General features: G+C 49.7%; 13 protein-coding genes. 8 read left to right on the top strand and 5 right to left on the bottom strand.

All coding sequences use genetic code 11. The features are described from left to right. Nucleotides 1-50: 50 nt before the first annotated feature. On the bottom strand, nt 51-1,007 hold the full coding sequence (gene ytfQ / locus DD586_RS15870; protein ID WP_012885836.1) for a galactofuranose ABC transporter, galactofuranose-binding protein YtfQ: 957 nt from the start codon (nt 1,005-1,007) through the stop codon (nt 51-53). Between the two features lie 1,021 nt (nt 1,008-2,028). Here ytfQ and mgtS point away from each other — a divergent pair. Next, a complete protein-coding gene (gene mgtS, locus DD586_RS22045; protein WP_012885835.1) occupies nt 2,029-2,124 on the top strand; it encodes a protein MgtS in 96 nt (31 codons plus the stop codon). An 87-nt stretch (nt 2,125-2,211) separates the two neighbouring features. Here the strand turns inward: mgtS and DD586_RS15865 are convergent, their stop codons facing one another. The 3 genes from DD586_RS15865 to DD586_RS15855 all read right to left on the bottom strand — a co-directional run bounded on the left by DD586_RS15865 (nt 2,212) and on the right by DD586_RS15855 (nt 5,697). Then, nucleotides 2,212-2,805 carry an ankyrin repeat domain-containing protein gene (locus DD586_RS15865; RefSeq protein ID WP_012885834.1) on the bottom strand — a complete coding sequence of 198 codons (594 nt, stop codon included), beginning with the start codon at nt 2,803-2,805 and terminating at the stop codon, nt 2,212-2,214. A gap of 58 nt (nt 2,806-2,863) precedes the next feature. After that, nucleotides 2,864-4,411, bottom strand: a complete 1,548-nt coding sequence (gene katB / locus DD586_RS15860; protein ID WP_012885833.1) for a catalase KatB — start codon at nt 4,409-4,411, stop codon at nt 2,864-2,866. 512 nt (nt 4,412-4,923) lie between these two features. After that, nucleotides 4,924-5,697, bottom strand: a complete 774-nt coding sequence (locus tag DD586_RS15855) for a (S)-acetoin forming diacetyl reductase (protein ID WP_012885832.1) — start codon at nt 5,695-5,697, stop codon at nt 4,924-4,926. 335 nt (nt 5,698-6,032) lie between these two features. Between DD586_RS15855 and DD586_RS15850 the strand changes: the two genes are divergently transcribed. The 3 genes from DD586_RS15850 (at nt 6,033) to cybB (ending at nt 8,383) form a co-directional block, all read left to right on the top strand. Then, the gene (locus DD586_RS15850) at nt 6,033-6,686 is read left to right on the top strand and encodes a hypothetical protein (RefSeq protein ID WP_012885831.1); all 654 of its coding nucleotides are present in this window, start codon (nt 6,033-6,035) and stop codon (nt 6,684-6,686) included. A gap of 119 nt (nt 6,687-6,805) precedes the next feature. After that, nucleotides 6,806-7,435: a LysE family translocator gene (locus DD586_RS15845; RefSeq protein ID WP_012885830.1), complete on the top strand. Its 630-nt coding sequence runs from the start codon at nt 6,806-6,808 to the stop codon at nt 7,433-7,435. Between the two features lie 414 nt (nt 7,436-7,849). Then, nucleotides 7,850-8,383: a cytochrome b561 gene (gene cybB, locus DD586_RS15840; protein WP_012885829.1), complete on the top strand. Its 534-nt coding sequence runs from the start codon at nt 7,850-7,852 to the stop codon at nt 8,381-8,383. A gap of 53 nt (nt 8,384-8,436) precedes the next feature. Here the strand turns inward: cybB and DD586_RS15835 are convergent, their stop codons facing one another. Continuing rightward, nucleotides 8,437-8,946 carry an SRPBCC family protein gene (locus tag DD586_RS15835; protein ID WP_012885828.1) on the bottom strand — a complete coding sequence of 170 codons (510 nt, stop codon included), beginning with the start codon at nt 8,944-8,946 and terminating at the stop codon, nt 8,437-8,439. Between the two features lie 2,081 nt (nt 8,947-11,027). On the opposite strand from DD586_RS15835, the gene pncC reads away from it, so the two are divergent. The 4 genes from pncC (at nt 11,028) to alaS (ending at nt 16,021) form a co-directional block, all read left to right on the top strand. Beyond that, nucleotides 11,028-11,516 (top strand): nicotinamide-nucleotide amidase, encoded by a 489-nt coding sequence (pncC, locus tag DD586_RS15830; protein WP_012885827.1) that lies wholly within the window; start codon nt 11,028-11,030, stop codon nt 11,514-11,516. A gap of 111 nt (nt 11,517-11,627) precedes the next feature. Beyond that, entirely contained in the window at nt 11,628-12,710 is a 1,083-nt protein-coding gene (gene recA, locus DD586_RS15825) for a recombinase RecA (protein ID WP_012885826.1), read from the top strand. Nucleotides 12,711-12,753: 43 nt separating this feature from the next. Then, on the top strand, nt 12,754-13,257 hold the full coding sequence (gene recX, locus DD586_RS15820) for a recombination regulator RecX (RefSeq protein ID WP_012885825.1): 504 nt from the start codon (nt 12,754-12,756) through the stop codon (nt 13,255-13,257). A gap of 136 nt (nt 13,258-13,393) precedes the next feature. Beyond that, entirely contained in the window at nt 13,394-16,021 is a 2,628-nt protein-coding gene (alaS, locus tag DD586_RS15815) for an alanine--tRNA ligase (RefSeq protein ID WP_012885824.1), read from the top strand. Nucleotides 16,022-16,027: the final 6 nt, after the last annotated feature.

The following is a 16,027-nucleotide window of genomic DNA, read 5'->3' as shown; positions in this document are numbered from 1 at the left end:
CCATGGTAGTGGTAGGTAACCATGGCAGGACGTGGGCTGACGATAAACGATCAATATCCCATGTTCTTTTTCTTATCGAGCTCGGCCTGTGCGCTGTCTGGTTTAAACAGGGTGGACGGTGTCAGAATCAGTTTGGCGGGCAGCGTGCCATCCTTTTTATATTTTTCCAGCGCGTCAAACGCCGGTCCGGCCATATTTGGCGTCAGTTCGACCGAGACATTTGCCTCGCCTGCCAGCATGGCACGGAAAATATCCGGCACACCGTCAATCGACCCGGTCAGAATATCTTTGCCCGGTTTTAACCCTGCTTCTTTAATGGCCTGAATGGCGCCGATCACCATGTCATCGTTATGGGCGAAAACCATGCAGATATTTTTGCCGTTATTTTCTGACTTGATAAAACTTTCCATAACCTGTTTGCCGCCGCTACGGGTAAAGTCGCCGGACTGGGAACGGATAATTTTAATAGTCGGCGTTTTGGCGATAGCGTCTTCAAACCCTTTTTTACGGTCAATAGCAACGCTTGCGCCGACGGTGCCTTCTAACTGAACAACATTACAGTTTTTGCCGTTTTCAGTTTTAATCAGCCACTCGCCAATTAATGCCCCTTCTTTAATATTATCGGCGCGTACCGTGGTCAGATACAGTGAGTCATCTTTGACGTCAATGCCGCGGTCCAGCAGGATAACGGGGATCTTGGCTTCTTTGGCTTCCTTCAATACCGGCTCCCAGCCAGTCGCCACCACAGGGGCGATGAAAATAGCGTCCACTCCCTGCGCGATGAAAGAACGCACGGCTTTGATTTGGTTTTCCTGTTTTTGTTGGGCGTCGGCAATTTTCAGGTTAATACCGCGCGCTTTGGCCTGTTCTTTGGCTACGGTCGTTTCAGCTGCGCGCCAGCCTGATTCCGAGCCGACTTGAGAAAACCCCACCGTTAATGGTGCGGCCAGCGCGACCGATGACAGGGACGCACACACAGCTGAAGCTAAAATGACGCGTTTCCACATAAAAGTGTCCTCTCTGGTAATCATTGGCTATCGGTTTTTCATTTTCAGGGACAACGGTGTTATTCGGTATTCAGGATTGCCCCCGTCTTGGGGTACGGCAGGCGTGATTATTTTTCCTCTTCCAGCGACTCATGACAAAACAGTAGTTTTTGCCGAGGGAAGAGGGTCAGGCCGTATTCGCTGATCTTATGGATAAAATCGCCATCAGCGGGGAATCTGTGACCCCACGCAAATATTGTTTTAGGTCATTTTTTCGGTATGGGTTAGATGAGTGCTGTATTCTGCTAGCGGCGTCATGTTTTTTTTAAATCGTGATATTTATCGGTTCTGGTGAGAAGTGGCGAGTTTTGGTGCCCTGACCGGGTGCTCATTTTCTGCTTCTGGTATGCGGCTGGGATATGGATATTTAAGGTGCCGTTTAGCTATGTTACACCGCGTTTAATAAAGGGGATAATTATGGCTTAGCGCTGTGCGAATTATTGGGGGGTAAATGTCATTCAGTATTAATCGATTTTAATTATTGTTATCAGAGCAATGAATTAATGGCGTGAATAGTGAGCGCTGACCATTTGAAAAGTATTGTCAGTCATATCACCGAAAAAATGACATTCTTTTTCTTCAGCAGGCATTGCTGACAATAAATATAGGTTTTTATTATTATCAATAAGATTCATTACACCAATAATATATATTCATGCGTATAATTCCGGACATGATGAAACCCGTGCCGCATACCGATAACACATTAAAAAATAATATTTTTTGGTGCGTCGTCATACCCGATTGACTACCGGTGGCTTAATCCGGTGCTGGAAAAAGCAAACGAGGTTGTTCTGTATGAGCACTTTCGTCCTGATCCGATTTCTTATCTATTAAAGAGACGTTAATGTTTGCTTAACGTTCGGCCGATAGAATCACTGTGTAGTGAGTGAACTTGTCGTCGAATGGTCGTTGAATCGTAGTTGAATGAATCTGTAGTGGAACCATGAGGTCGTTTTACATGCTGACGTAGGAGGTTGTTATGTTCGAACAAGTGACTGTTTATTTGGCGATACTGGCCGTTATCGTTGTACCGGGATTTCTGGCCGCGTTTCTGAGCCCCAAATGGGATGACTGAATAATGCTAACCCAGTCTGATATCACACGCCCCGCCTGAAGGTAGTATATTCGTGCGGGGCGTGTCATTTCTGTTGATGCGTGTTGGCTATTGTCCTTTCACTTCACCCCTGCCTAATGCCTGCACACTGTTGCCCAGTGCGTCGGTAGCATTCATATCCGCTCCCTTTTCCTGTAATGCCTTGAGGATCTCTGCGCGCTGAAATAGCGAAGCATACATGGCCGCAGTTTGTCCGGCGTTATTACGGGTATCCGGGCTACATTTTGCGTTCAGCAACAAGTTGGCAATCTTCAGCTCGCCTTTAAATACGGCGCCCATCAGTGCGGTATTGCCACGACTATCCTGCAAGCAGGGGTCAGCACCATGATTGAGCAACAATGAAACCGTGTCGTAGTGGCCGTGGTAAGCCGCCAGAATGACTGCCGTATAGCCTTTTTCATCACGGGTATTAAGGTTATAACCCGCGTTGATGAACTCCTGGAGTACGGCATCATTACCGGTACGGGCCGCATCCCACAGGTACTGATTAAGCTGGTTCTGCACTTGTCTTTCATCAGTTGCGTGTGCAGCCGGTGCTGCGACGACTGAATTTGACGGCTCTGTAATAGACACGGGCGGCTGTGCCTGTGCGGTTGTCTGAATGAGTGCCAGCAGGCAAACAAAGAGGCGAAATGATTTCATGATGACGATTCCCTGGTCGTTGGCGTCGCCCGCCGCGAAGCCGGGCGACGGCGTTCCGTTAATCAGCCAGTTTGCTGGCCAGTGACTGAACTTTGCTCAGATCGCCTTTGGCGACACTGGTCAGGCGGGTACCGTAGGTAGCATCAGCTTTATAGAAGTAGGAAAGCATGATGGTTTTACTGTCGGTATCAGCCATCGCCAGCGCAGACCCCAGGCTCTGAACCAGATCATCCTGATCTTTCTTACTGTAAGAGCGATACAGCTCGCCAGTCTGTTTGAAGTTCTGCTCTTTCTGGATTTTACGCTGCTGGGTAGTGCCGCTCAGCGGTGTCTGGCTGTAGCGAGCAGACACCAACTCTTCGCGTGGATACAACCGGCTTGGCTGGTAATTCACCCCGTTGTCTTGCGTGTGGCCGCTATTCAAACTGCCATCCTGATTGATGTTGTTGACCTTTTTCAGCGGAGTATTGATTGGCAGGCTCAGGCCGTTCGCGCCCAACCGGTACATCTGGGTATCGGCGTACGAGAACAGTCGGCCTTGTAACAGACGGTCTTCAGACGGCTCGATACCCGGAACCAGATTCGCCGGTGCCATGGCAACCTGCTCGGTTTCCTGGAAGTAGTTATCCGGGTTTTTGTTCAGTACCATCTGGCCGATTTTACGTTCGGGAACGCCAGGCCAGATTTTGGTGGCATCCAGTGGGTCGAAATCAAACTTAGCCAGGTCGCCCGGGGTCAGCACCTGAATGTAAAGATCCCATTTCGGATAGTCGCCACGGTTGATGGCAGCAACCAGATCGTTAGTCAGGTGGCTGTAATCCTTAGCCTGAACGTCCTCAACCTGTTTGGGGTCGAGATTTTTGATGCCCTGTAGTGTCTTCCAGTGGAATTTGACGTAATGCACTTCGCCTTTGGCGTTGACCAGCTTATAAGCATGAACGCTGTTGCCGTCCATGTTGCGGTAACTGGCCGGTGTGCCTTCGTTGGAATAGAGCAGGGTCAGGGTGCGGATCGATTCCGGAACGTGAGAAAAGAAATCAAACCGGCGTCCATCGTTATCCTGATTGGTCCGCGGATCGGGTTTGAACGCATGTACCATGTCCGGGAACTTGATCGCATCGCGGATAAAGAAGGTGGGGAAGTTGTTGCCTACCAGATCCCAGTTGCCTTGCGTGGTATAGAACTTGGTAGCGAAACCGCGTGGATCTCGCAAGGTTTCTGGGGAGTGGTTACCGTGTACGACGCTTGAAAAGCGTACAAATACCGGCGTTTGACTGCCTTTTTTGAATACCTCGGCGATGGTCAGGTCCGAAATGTCTTCGGTGGCGGTAAATGTGCCGTGTGCACCGGTACCGCGGGCGTGCACAACGCGTTCTGGAATGCGTTCACGGTCAAAGCGCTGTAGCTTTTGCAGTAACTGAACATCCTGCAATAAAACCGGGCCATTGGGGCCGGCAGTTTGCGAGTTTTGGTTATCACCCACCGGTGCGCCGTTATCACGCGTCAGCGTGGCTGACAGCGCCGGGTAGGCTATCAACAGTGAAGAGATGATGGCCAGTGGTGTTTTCCAGCCGGGAATACGATGTATGGCGGCATGATTGCTCATAACTTTCCTCATTTTCCGTATGATTATTATCAACAATAGGGTTTGGTTATTGCTGTGATTCCATTGCACTGCTTTAAGCTATCAGCAGAGAAAGTTCTCCATCAGAGGCAACGATAAGACTCATGCCCTGTTGGTGATTGCGGTTTATCTGTTTTCCCTGTTCCTGACCTGTCGTCATGACGGGTAAGAAATGGGGTTGTACTCATGGCTGACGGTGTGAATAACCGCCGTTGTTGCCGTGGCATGTGAATAACCCGCGGCTACCTGGCTACTTTACCTTTTTTGACAAAACGGATAATGGTAGTTGTTTCTATCGAATTAATAGGTATGCCCTGAGTAGGGATTTGTGAAAAGAGTGAAAGCGACCACAGACAGGATCAGGAATACAGATAGCGTCAGGAGATAGCAAGAAACGTGCTCTGTGCGTTTGGGGGCTCTGTGGGAGAACGCGGATAGTGGTGATGAGAAGAACACGCCTCGCCGTGTGACGAGGCGCAGTGGCGCTGAGTCAATCAGTTGAAGACCATACCACCATCAATCAACAGCGCCTGACCTGTCATATAGTCAGAATCAGGGCCAGCGAGATAGGAAACACAGGCGGCCACGTCTTCCGGTTCAGACAAACGGCCCAGCGTGATGCGTTTGGCGAACTCTGCCGTACCGTAACCGAGTGGCTTACCTGCTGCTTCGGAAATTTGGCGGTCAATCTCAGCCCACATGGGTGTTTTGACGATACCTGGGCAATACGCGTTAACGGTAATGCCGAGCGGCGCTAAATCGCGGGCGGCGGTCTGGGTCAGACCGCGTACGGCGAATTTACTGGAACTGTAAACCGCCAACTCCGGATTACCGACATGGCCTGCCTGAGAGGCAGCATTGATGATTTTGCCTCCCTGTCCCTGGGCTTTGAAGGCTTCTACCGCAGCCTGTATTCCCCAGATGACGCCTTTCACATTGATGTTGTAAACCTTATCAACGATTTCCGGCGTGATGTCTTCAATCAGCGTGGTAGGAGCGATACCGGCGTTATTGACGATAACGTGAAAACCACCCCATTGTTTGTGTGCGGTGCGAACCGCATTAAATACCTGGTCACGGTCTGAGACATCCGCGGTGAGTGCCATAGCGTTGCCGCCGAGTTGCTTGATTTCATGCGCTACCTGGCCTGCGGTATCGCCGTTGTAATCCACGACCGCTACGGCAAAACCATCTTTTGCCAGACGGATAGCGATGGCCCGGCCAATTCCCTGGCCCGCGCCAGTGACCAATGCGACTTTCTGTTTCATGGGTCTTTTCCTGTGTTGTGAATAAAAATACAGCCATGACAGGCAGGCTAGCGCGTGGCAATTGGAATGAAAACTTATAGTAAATATCGACAACTATCATTTTAATGGATTAACTTTTTTGCTTTTAATCTAACCGCATTGGTTTGCATCCTGATTTTTGCTTTTTTTCGATTTTTTATTCTGATGTTTCTGTGTGGGGGTATCGGCGCAGGTCACCTTTGGGGTGGTAAAGATTGGTGTGGAGAAGGCGATAAACACAGTGTACTCTGCGAAGAGCATCACCCGGGCCGTGCCCGCTGATATCTGTCTTGATGACTGTTTAAAAGCCGGTAACCATGAGCTACATCGATACCATCAAACACGAACTGGTTGGTTTCCTGAACGGGTTGCCAATCTACCATCCGCTAGAAGAGGTGGCGGATTCGCCTTGGGGTGAGGATGATTTTTCATGTACACCCGACAATTTGATTATTGGCGGCGGGGCGGGGGAGCATCCGGCGCTGGTTATCCATGAGCTGGGGGCGCTGGTGGCGTCCTACCTATTGTTATGCCTGCAAAAGCACAATGAATTTTTCCCTGAGCAGCCAGACCCGCTACCGATAGTCTCGGTCGACCGCCTGTACGAAATGGCGGAGCGACCTCGCGCGTTGGAGTTTTGTGGCTGGTCGATGAATCACGTCAGAGAGTTTGTCGATTTGGCTCACTCGCCATTGCACCCTAACCCGTTATCGGAAATGGGGAGTGCTGAAGAATGGATTGAGCACTCTATTGGCGAGTTTGTTTACTACTCGTTGCCGGAATTGAATCCGTTCGACACGGAGATGGCGCGACTGCCCGGTATGGAGGCGTGGTTTCCGGGATATTGGATGTGCAATGTCACCTGTCCGCCGCCAAATTATGTCAAAACACGAAAGCAGTCGTTACTATCTGGTTCATTTCAGGATCACGGCTTTTTCCGGTGGGATTACCGTTATCCACCGGAGGAGTGATCGTGGCGGCGGTGTACTGGCAGAGCGGATCGGACGTTAGTCTGCACTGACGTGGGTTCAGGCAGGTTTGGGACGTAAATAATCGTTTTATCTGACAGGCTGTGTGATTGAGGTGAGTCATGGTGAGTGTGTCCCAATGGTTACCGTTTGCTGCTATTGCGCTGGGGTTGGTGTTGACGCCAGGCCCTAATATGATTTATCTGCTTTCTCGCACCGTGTGTCAGGGGCGTCGGGCTGGTCTGGTATCGTTATCTGGCGTGGCATTGGGTTTTTTGTTCTATATGACCGCAGCGGCACTCGGTATTACGGCGATAGTCATGGCGGTGCCATTAGCTTACGATGCGCTGCGAATTGCTGGCGCACTCTATTTGCTATGGCTGGCCTGGCAGGCTGTACGGGGTGGCGCATTGCCTTTCCAGTTGAGACAACTTAAACCTGACAGTAATCGGCGCTTGTTCGTGATGGGGCTGGTCACCAACCTGCTTAATCCCAAAGCTGCCGTGCTTTATCTGTCCCTTCTACCGCAGTTCATCCGCCCGGAGCAAGGCAATGTACTGGGACAGTCGTTAACGCTCGGCATCACCCAGATACTCATCAGCATGACGGTTAATGCCTCGCTGGTGATGGTCGCGGGGTATATCGCCGCGTTTCTGGCTGAGCGCCCGTTGTGGCAACGAGTGCAACGCTGGCTGATGGGAACGGTACTGGCGGCGCTGGCGGTGAGAATGTTGGTAGACAGTCGGCGCTAATCAATACCCGCTAGTCAGACGTGCGGTCGGCGAGCGTCGGCCGTTTTTCATCTATCCCCTACACGACGTCTGCGTCCTTCTCCGATATACCCGGTAAAATGATGATATCCACGCCAAATTCGACTTACATCCTGCCAATCAACCTTACTGACCGATGACAGTTCTATACACTGCAACTGGTAATGTTTGTCTCAACCCTTGTTGATGTTGTGTTATTCATCCCTGTCAGAGAGTAGTAGTTTTTTCCCGCCTTCCATTAAGGCGGGATTTTTTTTGCCCATAAGATTTTTGGGTTTATCAAAAAGTCTTGCTACAGTGAGCGAAAAACTAATGTTGGCTTAATAGAGTGAAGCTAGGCTGTATACGTCCTATGTACACACACTGATTGTATGCTCAATACAGAGAAGGAATTCCATGAAGACCAAGTATCATTCATCTCAGATTCTGTTGCACTGGCTGGCGTTTCTGCTGGTGGTGGCGACCTATGCGGCGATGGAGCTGCGGGGTTTTGCTCCGCGCGGAAGTAGCGCAAGGGCGCTAATGTCGACGATCCATTACAGTTGCGGTGTATCCGTTTGGGTGTTGATGATCCTGCGTGTAGTGCAGCGTTTCCTTCATGCTACACCACCTATCACGCCGCAACCTGATCGCCTGATGGTGATTGCTTCCCATGCGGTGCATGGCTTTTTATATCTGATGTTTCTGGCGTTGCCGGTATTAGGCGTACTGGGGATGTACTATCGCGGTGATGCCTGGTCGATATTCGGTATTGCGATGCCGTTTGCGACCGATCCGAATGATGATATCAAGCACACATTGCTGAGCATTCATGAACTGATTGCTAATGCGGGGTATTTCCTGGTGGGGCTCCATGCCGTTGCCGCCCTGTATCATCACTATGTGGTGCGTGACAATACGCTTTTGAGAATGATGCCCAACAAGAAATGATGTCGTGGGTATAAAAATGACGGGCGGCTGGGGATTCCCTGCCGCCCGTTTTTTTATGCGTTCTGGTCAGAAGAGGTGGTGGTGTCTGGGTGCTCTGCCATCTGCTTAAAGCGTAGTAAGGTTTTGTGCAGCATCTCTTTAGGCAAAAGCTGGAATACCTGACTGAGTGCTCTTCCCAGAAAGCCGCCAGGTGGGTCAAACCGGATGCTGAGGGTAACTTCAGTATTCTCGCTGTTTGGGATAGGGCGAAAGACAAGGCACCCTTCATTGGGGATTTTGGCTCCAGGGAGTGAACGCCAGTAGATAAACTGACCGGGCTGTTCATCCTCAATACGAGCCCGCCATTCGATATATTGGCCGAACGGGGCTTTCATTCGCCACAGCGAGTCCGTGTGATTAATGATGTCGATGTGAGCGACATGGTTCATCAAGACCGGAAGTGTTTCGGGGTTGCGCCACAAATCAAACAGCACATCAGCCGATTGGCGAATAATCAGCGAACTGCTGAGCTGATCGGCATGGCTGTCCAGCATGCCTGGTCTGCGTGAGAATTTTGATGGCATAGTGTCTTCTCCCTTCAATGCCGCCCGGAACAGGCAATGTCCCGCAATTATTATGTCGACACCGGTAGTGACATTGCGGCCAACGCGGGCTGTAGAATACGGTGCATTATTTCTTTTGGCGAGTGTACGTGATGGCTGGGTGAACCTGCAAATTCGGTAAAATAAAAGTCTGCTTTTGCGATGTGGCTATCTCGGTACTCGACTGTGACTGGTTCGGTCGCTTAGCCGCGTAGTTCTGATACAGAGTTCGATGTCTTGCAGAGAGCCAAAGAGAATGCGTGCACTCACAAAATATGAAGAATAGTGGTCGATTTTTGGGCAGGTTTGCCGCTATCTGTTACACTTCAATTAGTGTTAATTGACTGCTGTGCCATGTTAGTAAAGTAAGAATTTTATTTTCGATGTTCATTCTCATTTAGCCCATCACCTGATGGGCTTTTTGTTTTCTGATAATAACGGTAAGAATTATTAGCTGCGTGTTTTTATTTTTAATATTTACGCCCGTTATAATTCGGGGGGCGTATTTCCCTGCAACTCGAATTATTTTGGGTATAGATGTTGTCAGCGTCACAGAAAAAATGGTTTTTATTTTTATTGTTAAGGTTGATTTAATCTCCTTAGTGTAATTTTGTTTTCAGTTAAAGACTTCTCCGCGCCAAAACACCAGGGTTTATCCATAATAATATAGCCTCTCTGCCCACCGTCAGGTGGGCTTTTTTTATGTTACTCATACCTCAGTCAGCAGATATGGTTGCCGTGTGTATTCATTTTCTTCCTCACTGTAGCTGAGCGGTCTCGGATATACTTTGTTGCATTGATTGCTGAAAAATAACAGGGGTTTTTCTGTATATGTATTTTTCCCCCATTGTTGAGAGAGAGGGGAATAATGGGTGTGGAAATTAATCTTTAAAAAATTATGTTTTTTTTGTTTTCCTAATGTTGGCTTAATCTTAATACCCTAGGATAGCTTTCAGGCGGAGGAAAACCGCCAACCTGTGTCTTCAGGATGCTTCATGCCAGAGAATAGTGTCATTTGCCCACCCTCGCGGTGGGCTTTTTTTTGCTTCAAAAACAGCGAGTTGTATTTTTGGTTTTTTTATTAATTTTTGCTGATTTCGAGGCGAAACTAAGGTTATTTTAAGAATAGTCAGGTAGATTTATTAACAGACAGTGGATGGATAACTGTCGTGCCAGTACTACGAAATCCTTGCTGTTGAAAAACCCAATAGCTTTGCCCACCTTTATGGTGGGCTTTTTTTATCCGTTATTAATGCTTCTTTACGTAAATATGATTTATCAGGGAATAGTCATGATGGAAATTAAAAATATTTTTTTGTCAGTATCATGTTGGCGTTTTTTCTTCCGATAAATAAAATGGGTGAGAGAGTAAGTTCGTTCTTTAATATGTGCTGCATGTGAAAAATGCAAAAAAAGAAAGGGGAAAGGTAGAGTGAGTGTATCGCGCTAAATACCCGCCAGGGATGAAAAAACAAGAATGAATAAGGTATCTATTATTGATTGCCAGCCGCATTGTCGCCATGTCGCAAGTCCTATTTCTGGTATAAAGACCATCAGAAATGAACTGGAGTCAGCGATGTTCCTGCAACCGGCAAGGCAGCAGTAATAGCATAACGTAGTCTGCTCGCTTGATGCGTTAATCCGCCATGTAGCCCACGGTGTTGCGTAGCAAGGGTGTTGATACCTTCCGGGATGCTATTCCCACCAGGCCTGTCAGCTGACAGGCCTGCATTATTTTAGGCCAGATATCGGTGTTGCTAATGCGCTTATCCGTGCAGTTCGACACGGTCACTGCGGCACCGTTTTCGAATGGCTTCTAATGCCCTGCCACACCAATAAAAAAGCCCCGAGGCGGGGCATGCATGTCATAAAACGCTATCGACGTTATTATTGTATGTGGAGCATATACCGAGACAGTGACAATACTACGACACTCTGCCGTACGATGTTGCGCGCGGCTTCGCATTCCTGTTATGTAAAAAGGTTTTCAAAGGAAAAATGCTACCCTGAAAAAGAAGGGGCCCCTTACTATTGGGCCGCGATGGATAAAACGGGATACCGTGATGACAGAAAAAGATGTATTGCAACTGAGCGCGCAGCTCGGAGAGCGACTGAAAGCGCGTCAGGCGAAGATAACCTGCGCTGAGTCCTGTACCGGTGGGTGGCTGGCGAAAGCGATCACGGATGTGGCTGGCAGTTCTGCATGGTTTGACTATGGCTTTGTGACTTACAGCAATCAGGCCAAGCAGTCGCTCATCGGCGTACAGGAAAATACGCTGGCACAATGTGGCGCAGTAAGCCGTGAGGTGGTGACGGAAATGGCCCGTGGGGCGCAGAGCCGTTCTGAAGCCGATTTTGCGGTATCCGTCAGCGGTATAGCAGGCCCTGACGGCGGGACGCCAGATAAACCAGTAGGAACCGTATGGTTCGGTTTTAGCGATAAAGCCGGCAATATCATCACTCAGCGGATGCAGTTTGACGGCGATCGTCACGAGGTTCGGTTGCAGGCCGTGGCTTTTGCTCTGCAAACGCTGCTGGAGAGATTTTTATAAAATAGGCTTGATGCTGTATGAGTATACAGTATAATGCGTCCATCGGTTCGGTGAATCATGAATAAGCAACAGCGTAGAAGCAGCGGCAGAGGCTGCGCGACAGGAGTAAAAATGGCTATTGATGAGAACAAACAAAAGGCACTGGCGGCAGCGCTGGGTCAGATCGAAAAACAATTCGGTAAAGGTTCTATCATGCGTTTGGGCGAGGATCGCTCAATGGATGTTGAAACGATCTCCACAGGTTCCTTGTCGCTTGATATCGCACTGGGTGTTGGTGGTTTGCCAATGGGCCGTATTGTTGAGATTTACGGTCCGGAGTCCTCTGGTAAAACGACCCTGACACTGCAGGTGATTGCCGCCGCGCAGCGTGAAGGTAAAACCTGTGCGTTCATCGATGCCGAACATGCGCTGGATCCGATCTACGCTAAAAAGTTGGGTGTTGATATCGATAATCTGCTTTGTTCCCAGCCGGATACCGGCGAGCAGGCACTGGAGATTTGTGATGCGCTGGCGCGTTCTGGTGCCGTTGATGTCATTATCGTGGACTCCGTTGCTGCGCTGACGCCGAAAGCAGAAATTGAAGGGGAAATCGGTGATTCTCACATGGGGCTGGCGGCTCGTATGATGAGTCAGGCTATGCGTAAGCTGGCCGGTAACCTGAAGCAATCCAATACACTGCTGATCTTTATCAACCAGATCCGTATGAAGATTGGTGTGATGTTCGGTAACCCCGAAACCACGACTGGTGGTAATGCGCTGAAATTCTATGCTTCTGTCCGTCTGGATATTCGCCGTATCGGCTCTATCAAAGAAGGTGAAGAAGTTGTTGGGAGTGAAACCCGCGTTAAAGTTGTGAAGAATAAGGTTGCGGCACCCTTCAAACAGGCTGAATTCCAGATTCTGTATGGCGAAGGGATTAATACCTTCGGTGAGTTGGTTGACCTTGGCGTGAAGTCCAAGCTGATTGAAAAAGCCGGTGCCTGGTACAGCTACAATGGTGACAAAATTGGTCAGGGTAAGGCGAATGCCTGTAATTTCCTGAAAGAGAATCCGGCCATCTCTGCCGAACTCGACAAGAAGCTGCGCGAATTGTTGCTGCATAAAGGTAACGAAGTAGTATCAGGTGGTGTCAGCAGTAGTGAAAGTGCCGAGTACAATGAGGAAGCCGCTGGCGAACTGAACGACGACTTTTAATGGGCGTCGTTACGCAGGCAGCATGCTCTCAGGATAACCGGTAATGCCTAACGTACTTCGCTATGCAATGAATGTGTTGGCTGTACGAGATCACAGTGAAATGGAATTACGCCGCAAGATTGCGGCGTATTTACAATCCAATCTTGAATGCGAGAATCTTGAATGCGAGAGTACAGAACGTTGCGCTGTACTTTCTGAATTCGATACCCAAGTCGAACAGGCAGTCGTTAGCTGTCGGCAGCAAGGCTGGTTGGATGATGAGCGCTATGCACAGCGTTATATCAGCAGCCGCAGCCGTAAGGGATACGGTACCCAGCGTATCTGCGCCGAGCTCAGTCAACGGGGCATCGACAAATCCATCCAGCGTGTAGCGCTGCAGTCCTGCGACATTGACTGGTATTTACAAGCTCAAGCAGTCGCTAACCGTAAATTTGGCTCACCATTACCAACGAGTTGGCAGGAACGAGCTAAAGTTCAACGTTATTTGCTGTATCGCGGCTTTTCCCACGATGAAATTCAGTCGATATATATGAATTTTTCCGATTGAACGCATACGGGATTTTACTTCCCCCCTAAGAAAATTTATCTTATTCCCACTTTTTGTTCGCGTTTGGCTCGGTCACGTCAGTATGTTGCACCCACCTTGCCCGCGACTGTTCTTTTAGCTTGATTTCAGGACAATTATGAGCAAGAGCACCGCTGAGATCCGTCAAGCGTTTCTCGACTTTTTCCATAGTAAAGGACATCAGATTGTCGCCAGCAGTTCGCTGGTGCCGAACAATGATCCCACACTGTTGTTTACCAATGCCGGGATGAACCAGTTCAAGGATGTTTTCCTTGGGTTGGACAAACGCAACTATGTACGAGCCACGACGTCTCAGCGTTGTGTCCGTGCTGGTGGTAAACATAACGATTTAGAGAACGTGGGCTATACGGCGCGTCATCACACGTTCTTCGAAATGCTGGGTAACTTTAGCTTCGGCGACTATTTCAAACGCGACGCCATTACTTATGCTTGGGAGCTGTTGACCAGTTCTCAATGGTTTGGCTTGCCCAAGGAAAAACTGTGGGTTACGGTCTATGCCTCCGATGATGAAGCCTATGACATTTGGGCTAACGAGGTAGGTGTACCGCGTGAGCGTATTATCCGCATCGGTGATAATAAAGGTGCGCCGTACGCATCAGATAACTTCTGGCAAATGGGTGATACCGGTCCTTGCGGCCCGTGCTCTGAAATTTTCTACGATCATGGCGATCATATCTGGGGGGGACCGCCGGGAAGTCCTGAAGAAGATGGCGATCGTTACATCGAAATCTGGAACCTGGTATTCATGCAGTTCAACCGACAGGCGGACGGTACGATGTTGCCGCTGCCGAAACCATCGGTAGATACCGGCATGGGGCTGGAGCGTATTTCCGCTGTTCTGCAACATGTGAATTCCAACTACGATATCGATTTATTCAAAACGTTGATCGCCGAAGCGGCCCGGGTAGTGGGAACCGACGATCTGAACAATAAATCGCTGCGCGTTATTGCCGACCATATTCGTTCCTGTGCATTTTTGATTGCCGATGGCGTGATGCCATCGAATGAAAACCGCGGTTATGTGTTGCGCCGCATTATTCGCCGTGCGATCCGCCACGGGAATATGCTGGGAGCGAAAGAAACATTCTTCTACAAGCTGGTAGGTACCTTGATTGAGGTGATGGGGGCGGCAGGCGAAGAGCTTAAACGTCAACAGAGCCTGGTTGAACAGGCGCTGAAGAATGAAGAAGAACAGTTTGCCCGTACGCTGGAACGTGGTTTGTTACTGCTGGATGAAGAAATCAAGCAGCTTAAAGGCGATACGCTGAGCGGTGAAGCGGCGTTCCGTCTTTATGACACCTATGGTTTCCCGGTTGATTTGACGGCGGATGTGTGCCGCGAGCGCAATCTGAAAGTAGACGAAGCTGGGTTTGAACGTGCCATGGAAGCGCAACGCCAACGAGCGCGTGATGCCAGCGGCTTTGGTGCTGATTATAACAGCCTGATCCGTGTGGATGCATCTACCTCGTTTTGTGGCTATGAACGTACCGAGCAGCAGTCGACAGTCGTCGCTATCTACCGTCAGGGTGAATCCGTGCAGGAAATTCAGGCGGGTGACGATGCGGTTGTGATTCTGAGCGAAACGCCATTCTACGGTGAGTCTGGCGGTCAGGTGGGGGATCAGGGTGAGCTGGTATCCGCTGCTGCCTGTTTCTCCGTCGCCGACGCACAGAAGTACGGCCAGGCAATCGGGCACATTGGTTCGTTGGCCCAAGGTGTCTTGCGGGTCAACGACAAGGTGAATGCGGTGGTGGATCATGTTCGCCGTGACCGCATTCGTCTGAACCACTCGGCGACTCACTTGCTGCATGCGGCTTTGCGCCAGGTCTTGGGTGAGCATGTCGCGCAGAAAGGTTCGCTGGTCAATGACAACTACCTGCGCTTTGACTTCTCTCATCCTGAAGCGATGAAACCTGAGCAGATCCGTCAGGTAGAAGACATCGTCAATACCCAGATCCGTCGCAATCTGTCGATTGATACGGATGTGATGGCGTTGGATGCTGCCAGAGCGAAAGGTGCGATGGCGCTGTTTGGTGAGAAATATGATGAGCATGTCCGCGTGCTGTCGATGGGCGATTTTTCCATTGAATTGTGCGGTGGTACACACGCTCGTCGTACTGGTGATATCGGTTTGTTCCGAATTGTCTCTGAATCGGGTACCGCGGCAGGTATCCGCCGCATTGAAGCCGTTACCGGTGAAAATGCAATAGTTGCCCTACATGAGCAGAGTGATGTGTTGCATGAGGTCACGCAGTTGGTGAAGGGGGATAGCAACACTCTGGCTGACAAAGTGCGTTCATTGCTGGAGCGTAACCGCGGGCTGGAAAAAGAGTTGCAGCAGTTGAAGGAACAGCAGGCCGCTCAGGAGAGTTCTTCACTGTCCAGTAAGGCGAAAGAGATCAACGGTGTGAAGTTACTTGTCACGCAATTGAACAACGTTGAGCCTAAGTTGCTACGGACTATGGTAGATGATCTGAAGAATCAACTGGGTTCTGCAGTGATCGTGCTGTCGACAGTCGCGGATGGTAAAGTCAGCCTGATCGCGGGTGTGACCAAAGAATTGACTAACCGTGTCAAAGCGGGTGAGTTGATTGGCTTTGTGGCAAATCAGGTCGGCGGTAAGGGCGGTGGTCGTCCGGATATGGCCCAGGCAGGTGGTAGTGATGTGGATGCGTTGCCATCAGCGTTGACCAGCGTTGAAGCCTGGGTGGTTGATAAGCTATAAATACTA

This window comes from Dickeya parazeae Ech586 (assembly GCF_000025065.1).
GTDB classification, from domain to species: Bacteria; Pseudomonadota; Gammaproteobacteria; order Enterobacterales; family Enterobacteriaceae; genus Dickeya; species Dickeya zeae.
The sequence above is the reverse complement of the archived record's forward strand: the minus strand, read 5'-3'. Positions and strand labels throughout refer to the sequence as shown.

Excerpts from the sequence above, each read along its gene's own strand:
- pncC (WP_012885827.1), top strand. The coding sequence starts at position 11,028 with ATGACAGAAAAAGATGTATTGCAACTGAGCGCGCAGCTCGGAGAGCGA.
- alaS (WP_012885824.1), top strand. The coding sequence starts at position 13,394 with ATGAGCAAGAGCACCGCTGAGATCCGTCAAGCGTTTCTCGACTTTTTC.
- DD586_RS15835 (WP_012885828.1), bottom strand. The coding sequence starts at position 8,946 with ATGCCATCAAAATTCTCACGCAGACCAGGCATGCTGGACAGCCATGCC.
- DD586_RS15855 (WP_012885832.1), bottom strand. The coding sequence starts at position 5,697 with ATGAAACAGAAAGTCGCATTGGTCACTGGCGCGGGCCAGGGAATTGGC.
- recX (WP_012885825.1), top strand. The coding sequence starts at position 12,754 with ATGCCTAACGTACTTCGCTATGCAATGAATGTGTTGGCTGTACGAGAT.
- cybB (WP_012885829.1), top strand. The coding sequence starts at position 7,850 with ATGAAGACCAAGTATCATTCATCTCAGATTCTGTTGCACTGGCTGGCG.
- mgtS (WP_012885835.1), top strand. The coding sequence starts at position 2,029 with ATGTTCGAACAAGTGACTGTTTATTTGGCGATACTGGCCGTTATCGTT.
- recA (WP_012885826.1), top strand. The coding sequence starts at position 11,628 with ATGGCTATTGATGAGAACAAACAAAAGGCACTGGCGGCAGCGCTGGGT.
- DD586_RS15850 (WP_012885831.1), top strand. The coding sequence starts at position 6,033 with ATGAGCTACATCGATACCATCAAACACGAACTGGTTGGTTTCCTGAAC.
- katB (WP_012885833.1), bottom strand. The coding sequence starts at position 4,411 with ATGAGCAATCATGCCGCCATACATCGTATTCCCGGCTGGAAAACACCA.
- DD586_RS15845 (WP_012885830.1), top strand. The coding sequence starts at position 6,806 with ATGGTGAGTGTGTCCCAATGGTTACCGTTTGCTGCTATTGCGCTGGGG.
- ytfQ (WP_012885836.1), bottom strand. The coding sequence starts at position 1,007 with ATGTGGAAACGCGTCATTTTAGCTTCAGCTGTGTGTGCGTCCCTGTCA.
- DD586_RS15865 (WP_012885834.1), bottom strand. The coding sequence starts at position 2,805 with ATGAAATCATTTCGCCTCTTTGTTTGCCTGCTGGCACTCATTCAGACA.